General features: G+C 77.7%; 5 protein-coding genes. 4 read left to right on the top strand and 1 reads right to left on the bottom strand.

Annotated elements, in window-relative coordinates; all coding sequences use genetic code 11:
* Window positions 1-485: 485 nt before the first annotated feature.
* Entirely contained in the window at window positions 486-1,799 is a 1,314-nt protein-coding gene (locus A2U95_RS30215) for a globin domain-containing protein (protein ID WP_240958420.1), read from the top strand.
* Window positions 1,800-1,836: 37 nt separating this feature from the next.
* Here A2U95_RS30215 and A2U95_RS30210 read toward each other — a convergent pair whose 3' ends face one another.
* Window positions 1,837-2,547: an ArsR/SmtB family transcription factor gene (locus A2U95_RS30210; protein ID WP_166028922.1), complete on the bottom strand. Its 711-nt coding sequence runs from the start codon at window positions 2,545-2,547 to the stop codon at window positions 1,837-1,839.
* 338 nt (window positions 2,548-2,885) lie between these two features.
* On the opposite strand from A2U95_RS30210, the gene A2U95_RS30205 reads away from it, so the two are divergent.
* The 3 genes from A2U95_RS30205 to A2U95_RS30195 all read left to right on the top strand — a co-directional run bounded on the left by A2U95_RS30205 (window position 2,886) and on the right by A2U95_RS30195 (window position 6,165).
* Window positions 2,886-3,794: an SDR family oxidoreductase gene (locus tag A2U95_RS30205; RefSeq protein ID WP_166028920.1), complete on the top strand. Its 909-nt coding sequence runs from the start codon at window positions 2,886-2,888 to the stop codon at window positions 3,792-3,794.
* Between the two features lie 229 nt (window positions 3,795-4,023).
* On the top strand, window positions 4,024-4,518 hold the full coding sequence (locus A2U95_RS30200; RefSeq protein WP_166028918.1) for an SRPBCC family protein: 495 nt from the start codon (window positions 4,024-4,026) through the stop codon (window positions 4,516-4,518).
* A 9-nt stretch (window positions 4,519-4,527) separates the two neighbouring features.
* Entirely contained in the window at window positions 4,528-6,165 is a 1,638-nt protein-coding gene (locus tag A2U95_RS30195) for a phytoene desaturase family protein (protein WP_166028916.1), read from the top strand.
* The last annotated feature ends 70 nt before the right edge of the window (window positions 6,166-6,235 follow it).

The raw sequence follows: 6,235 nt of genomic DNA, 5'->3' as shown, positions 1-6,235 counted from the left end.
CCCGCCGCGGTGCCGGCCCCGCGGGCGCCGCGGGGAAAGCGGCCGGCCCGCCGGCGGCACCGCACGCGGTCCCGGCCTCCGCGGTGCCCGGTACCGGGCGGCGGGAACCGGCGGGACGAGGCCGAGCCGGCGCGGCTCGTCGTGGATCCCGGGGTCTCCGCCCCGCGCGCCCGTCGCGGACCCCGTGGCCGAGGACGGGTGACCCCGCCCGCCGGGACGGCCCGAGCCCTCCTCGCGGCGCTTCGGCCCGGGCCGGGACCTTCGGCCCCCGCACACCGGGACCTGTGGCGGGTGGCAAGGGGACCACCGGACGGCCGTCCTCCTCTCCCGGTCATGATCGTATTGCGCGAGGGAAGTCACGCGCACATGCAGGGAAGTGAGTACATGCGTCCGCCCATCGTGTCGTCGTCGATCCGCGAGGACGAGGTGCACGGCGACGAACAGGCATTTCCGTCGGCCGTCCGGTCCGGAGAGGCGGGGCGGCGGTGAAGGACTACCACGCCCTGCTGGCCCGCCAGGAAGCCATGAGGTTGCGGCAGCAACTGCTGTCCCCGGCGCAGCCGGTGACCGGACCGCACGCCGGCCACGCGGGCCCGGACCCCCACGCGTACGACGGCGCGGCCGACCAGGCGCTGATCGTGCGGGACCTGCCCGCGGTGGCGCCGCTGGCGACGCTGATCGACCGGCTCTACCACGCGATGTTCACCCGCCACCCCTACCTGCGGCAGCTGTTCCCGGAGTCGATGGATTTCCAGCGCGCCCACCTGGAGCACGCCTTCCGGTTCGCCATCGAGCACCTCGACCGCCCCGCGGAACTGGCCGGCTTCTGCACCCGGCTGGGAAGCGGCCACCGACGGCTGGGCGTGCTGCCCGCCCACTACCACGTGTTCGAGGAATCCCTGGTCGAGGCCCTCCGGGCGACGGCGGGGGAGGCGTGGGAGCGGGAGACGGAACGGGCCTGGGTGCGCATGCACCGGTTCGTCACCGGAGCGATGATCGACGGCGCCGCCGGGACGGCCCGCGAACCCGGCCGGTGGCGGGCCACGGTCGTGCGGCACGAACTGCGCGCACCCGACCTGGCGGTCCTGCGGCTGCACCCCTGCGAGCCCTTCCACCACCGGGCCGGGCAGTACGTGCCCGTGCAGAGCCCGCTGCTGCCGCACACCTGGCGGTCCTACACACTCGCCTGCGCCCCGGCCGGCGACCTCGAACTGCACGTGCGGTGCGTGGCGGCCGGCGGGGTGAGCGAGGCGCTGGTGACCCGCACCGCGCCGGGCGACGAACTGCACCTGGGCCGCCCCGACGGCGACACCGTCCTGGACGACGACCTCGACCGCGACGTGCTGATCGTGGCCGGCGGCACCGGCTGGGCCACGGCCAGGGCGCTGCTGGAGGAACTCGTCCGCCGCCGCCCCCTGGGCCGCACCGTCCACCTGTTCGTCGGCGCCCGCAGCGCGGCCGGGTTCTACGACGACGCCGCCCTCACCCGGCTCGAGGCGCGGGCCCCCTGGCTGCGGGTCACCCGCGTCACCGACGCCGACGGACCGGACCCCCTGCCCGCCGCGCTCCTGCGGCACGCGGACCTGAGCGATTGCACCGCCTACCTGAGCGGCCCCGCCGGACTGGTCGCCACCACCGCCGCCCTGCTGCGCCGGGCCGGCGTCCCGGACCACCGCATCCGTCACGACCCCTTCCCCGTGGGGCCGGGTCCCGTCGCCCCCCTCGGCCCGCCGCCGGTCCCCGACGGGCCCGCGGCCCGCGGAGCGGCACGGACCGCACCCGCGGGATTCCCCGGCTGAGACCGGGGAGCCGGCGGGGCCGCGCCGCCGGCCGGGGTCACACCTGGACGTCGACCCCCAGCCGGGTGCGGAACGCCTCGGCGCCCGCGGGCGTCACCGCCACCGCGCGCCCGCTGCCGACCCGCCGCACCCATCGCCGCTCCAGCGAGGTCGCGCACAGCGCCGCGCCCAGGGATCCGGCGAGGTGGAGGCGGCGTTCGGTCCAGTCGAGGCACCCGCGCACCAGGGGGCGCCGGGCCCCCGGCGGCTGTTCGAACCCGAGGGCGTCGGCCAGCCAGGCCCGGCCCGCCGGGGTGACGGCGAGGTCCGGGCCGGCGGTGACCAGCCCCCGGGCGGTCATGGCGTCCGCCAGGGTCACCCCCAGCGCCCCCGCCAGGTGGTCGTAGCAGGTGCGGGCCCGCGCCTCGGCGCCCAGTCGCGTCGACTCGCGCAGGGTGCGCGGGGGCGGGGGAGGGGTGCCCGAGCCCCACGACGCGAGGGACTCGACCAGGGCGGCGGCCTCCGGACCGGACAGGCGGACGTAGCGGTGCCGTCCCTGCCGTTCCTCGGCCAGCACACCGCCCGCCACGAGACGGGACAGCTGCTCGCTCGCGGTGGAGGGCCGCACCCCCGCGTGCCGCGCCAGTTCGCCCGCGGTCCAGGCCCGGCCGTCGAGCAGGGCCTGGCAGAAGGCGGCCCGCGTGCGGTCGGCGAACAGGGCGGCGGTCTCGGCGAGCGGGGAGGCGGGCGGGGGCGGGGGCGGGGACATGACGTCATGATGCCGCAGGGACGGTTCGGGGAGCACCGAACCGTCACCGCCCCGCCTCGGGGAGCACCGAATCGTCACCGCCCCGCCTCGGGGCCCGGCGCACGGGGCCCGGCGCACGGGGCCCGCGAACCGTGTCCGGGACCGCTTCCCCGGCGTGCGGACGGCGGGGCGGACGCCGCGTCCGCCCCGCGGGCGCCGTTCGCCGCGGCCGCAGGGCGACGGGTCCCGCCGCCCCCGCCCGCACGCAGGCGCAGGACCTGCCGGGCGAGTAGCCCGCGCGCTCGTGGGGACCCGGGCGGCTGAGGCGAGGCCAGTGGGACCAGTGGGAGGCGAGGCCAGTGGGAGAGTCCGCGCGGCGCACAGGACGCCGGCCGCTCGAAGGCAGGGTCGCGGTGGTGACCGGGGCCGCGCGCGGAGTGGGGGCCGCGCTGGCGCGCGACCTCGCGGGCCGCGGGGCGCACGTGGCGCTGCTGGGACACGGAAGGGAACGGCTGGAGCGGGTGGCGGCGGAACTGCCGACGCCCGCACTGGCCGTCGAGGCCGACGTCACCGACGACGACGGGATGGCGGAGGCCGCCCGTGAGGTGCGCGAACGGCTCGGGCCGGTGTCCGCCGTGGCGGCGAACGCCGGGATCGCCGAGGGCGGGCCGTTCGTGAGCTCGGACCCCGCGCTGTGGCGGCGCGTGATCGACGTGAACCTGACCGGAAGCGCCGTCACCGCGCGGGTCTTCCTGCCCGACCTGCTCCGCACCCGGGGGTACTTCCTCCAGGTCGCCTCGCTGGCCTCGTTCGGATCCGCGCCCATGATGAGCGCCTACTGCGCGTCGAAGGCGGGCGTCGAGGCCTTCGCGCACTCGCTGCGCGCCGAGATGGCGTACCAGGGGGTCGGCGTCGGCATCGGGTACCTCAACTGGACCGACACGGACATGATCCGCGACGCCGACAGGTATCCCGTGCTGCGGGAACTGCGCGGTCACATGCCGCCGCCCGCCCGGCGGATCTATCCGGTCACCACCGTCGCCGGGCGGCTGGCGGACGCGGTGGAGCACCGGCGCACCACCGTCTACATCCCCGCCTGGCTGCGCGCCGTCCAGGCGGTCCGCGCCGCCATGCCCGCCGTGGTCACCGCGGTGTCCCGGCACGAGCTGCCCCGGCTGGAGAGGACCGGCCCGCTGACGCACACCGGCCCGCTGGGAGCGGGCGGGGCGGCCGACCACGCCGCCCGTTCGGCGGCCCCCGGCGGCTGACCCCGCGACGCGGCCGGCACCCGGAGCCCCGGAAGCGCCTCCCGCGCCCGGCGCCCCGGACGCGTCTCCCGCCCGCCGGCACGCCGGCCCGCGACCGCCGGGGAGCGCGCGGGCTCGCGTGGCGGCGGGGCACTCCACGGGTTCGCCCCCCGTGCGACGGGGCACCCGACCCGCGACCATCGGCACCAGGGGCCCGCCGGCACCAGGGGCCCAGGACGCGGGAGACGGCATGGCCAAACGGCACCGGTTGATCAAGGCGACCCCCGAGCAGGTGTGGGGCATCCTCTCGGACGGCGAGCGCTACGCGGACTGGGTGGTCGGCACCACCCGCTCCCGGCCGGTGCGGGGCGATTGGCCGGAGGTGGGGGCGGCGCTCGAGTACGAGGTGCGGATCGGCCCGCTGAAGCTGCAGAACGAGACCGTGGTGCGCCGCTGCCTTCCGGGCCGCGAGCTGGAACTGGAGGCCAAGGCCGGGCCGTTGGGCACCGCGCGGATAGCGCTGGAACTCCGCTCCTGGGGCGACGACACCCTGGTCGTCGTCGACGAGCACCCGCTGCAGGGCGCCGGCGGGAAGATCCACAACGTGGGCGTGGAGGCGCTGATCCAGTTGCGGCACCGGGAGATGCTGCGCCGGCTGGAGCAGGTCTGCGAGGAGGCGTACCGTCCCGCCGGCGGGCGTCCCGGACCGTCCGACCGGGGCCGGGCCGAGCCCGCCGGAGCCTGAGGAGGCGTGATGTCCGACGCCGTGGTGATCGGAGCCGGCCCCAACGGGCTGGTCGCGGCCAACCTGCTGGCGGACGCCGGCTGGAGCGTCGTCGTCCTGGAGGAGCAGCCCGAACCGGGCGGTGCGGTACGGCACGACCGGGGCGTCGACCCGGAGTTCGTGCACGACCTGTTCAGCGCCTTCTACCCGCTCGCCGCCGCCTCGCCGATCGTGGAGGGGCTGCGCCTGGAGCGGTACGGGCTGCGGTGGCGGCACGCGCCGCGGGTGGTCGCGCACCCGCTGGGCGACGGGCGGTGCGCCGTGCTGGGCCGCACCCTGGGGCAGACCGTCGCCTCCCTGGAGGGCTTCGCGGAGGGCGACGGCGAGGCCTGGCGCGACCTGCACGACGTGTGGGAGCGGCTGCGGCCGGACCTGCTGGACGCCCTGTTCACCCCGTTCCCGCCGGTGAAGGCGGGCGTCCGGCTGGCGCTGAGGCTGCGCGGCACCGGCGGTCTGCGGCTGGCGCGCAGCCTGGTGCTGCCGGTGCGCAGGCTGGGGGAGGAGGAGTTCCGCGAGGAGGGCGGCAGGCTGCTGCTGGCCGGCAACGCGCTCCACGCCGACCTGGCCCCGGAGGCCGCGGGCAGCGGCGGCTTCGGATGGCTGATGTCCATGCTCGGCCAGAGCTACGGCTTCCCGGTGCCCGAGGGCGGAGCGGGCGCGCTGATCACCGCGCTGGTGGCCCGGCTGGAGGAACGCGGCGGCACGGTGCTCTGCGGACGGCGCGCCGCGGAGATCGTGGTGCGGCAGGGCACGGCGGTCGCGGTGCGCACCGCGGGCGGGGAGACCTTCGACGCGCGCCGCGCGGTGCTCGCCGACGTCTCCCTGCCGGCGCTCTACGGCGAACTCGTCGGCCCGGAACACCTGCCGGACCAGGTCCTGCGGGACCTCGAGCGGTTCCAGTGGGACTTCGCCACCTTCAAGGTCGACTGGGCGCTGGACGGCCCCGTCCCCTGGACGTCCCCCGAGGCGGGGAAGGCCGGAACGGTGCACCTCGCGGACGGCGTGGACGAGCTGACCCGGTTCGCCGCCCAGCTCGCCATGGGCCGCGTCCCGGACCGGCCGTTCTGCGTGCTCGGCCAGATGACGACGGCGGACCCGACGCGTTCCCCGGCCGGCACCGAGTCCGCGTGGGCCTACACCCACGTGCCGCACACGGTGCGCGGTGACGCCGGGGACGAGGGGATCACCGGGACCTGGGACGCCGGGGAGGCGGAGCGGATGGCCGACCGGGTGGAACGCCAGGTGGAGCGCTTCGCCCCGGGCTTCCGCGACCGGATCCGCGCACGCCGCCTGCTCACGCCGCCGGCCATGGAGGCGATGGACGCCAACCTGCACGGCGGCGCGATCAACGGTGGCACCACCGCCATGCACCAGCAGCTGATCTTCCGCCCGGTCCCCGGCACCGGCCGCCCGGAGACCGCGGTGCGGCGCCTCTACCTGGCGTCCGCCGCCGCCCACCCGGGCGGCGGCGTGCACGGCGCCCCCGGCGCCAACGCGGCCCGCGCGGCCCTGCACGGACGCCTTCCCGGCGGCCTGTCCCGCGCCCAGCGGCTCCTCACCCGGCGCGACCGCAAGGGCGACCGGCGGCCGGTGCCGGACGAGTGGTGACCGGGGACCGGCCCCGCCCCGGCGGGGCCGGAGCGCGCCCCGCCGGGCCCCGCGCGGCCCCGCGAGGCGC

Source organism: Streptomyces chilikensis, assembly GCF_001642695.1.
GTDB lineage: Bacteria > Actinomycetota > Actinomycetes > Streptomycetales > Streptomycetaceae > Streptomyces > Streptomyces chilikensis.
The sequence above is the reverse complement of the archived record's forward strand: the minus strand, read 5'-3'. Positions and strand labels throughout refer to the sequence as shown.

Bases quoted from the DNA above. Each gene is read 5' to 3' on its own strand.
- A2U95_RS30200 (WP_166028918.1), top strand. From the start codon at position 4,024: ATGGCCAAACGGCACCGGTTGATCAAGGCGACCCCCGAGCAGGTGTGG.
- A2U95_RS30210 (WP_166028922.1), bottom strand. From the start codon at position 2,547: ATGTCCCCGCCCCCGCCCCCGCCCGCCTCCCCGCTCGCCGAGACCGCC.
- A2U95_RS30195 (WP_166028916.1), top strand. From the start codon at position 4,528: ATGTCCGACGCCGTGGTGATCGGAGCCGGCCCCAACGGGCTGGTCGCG.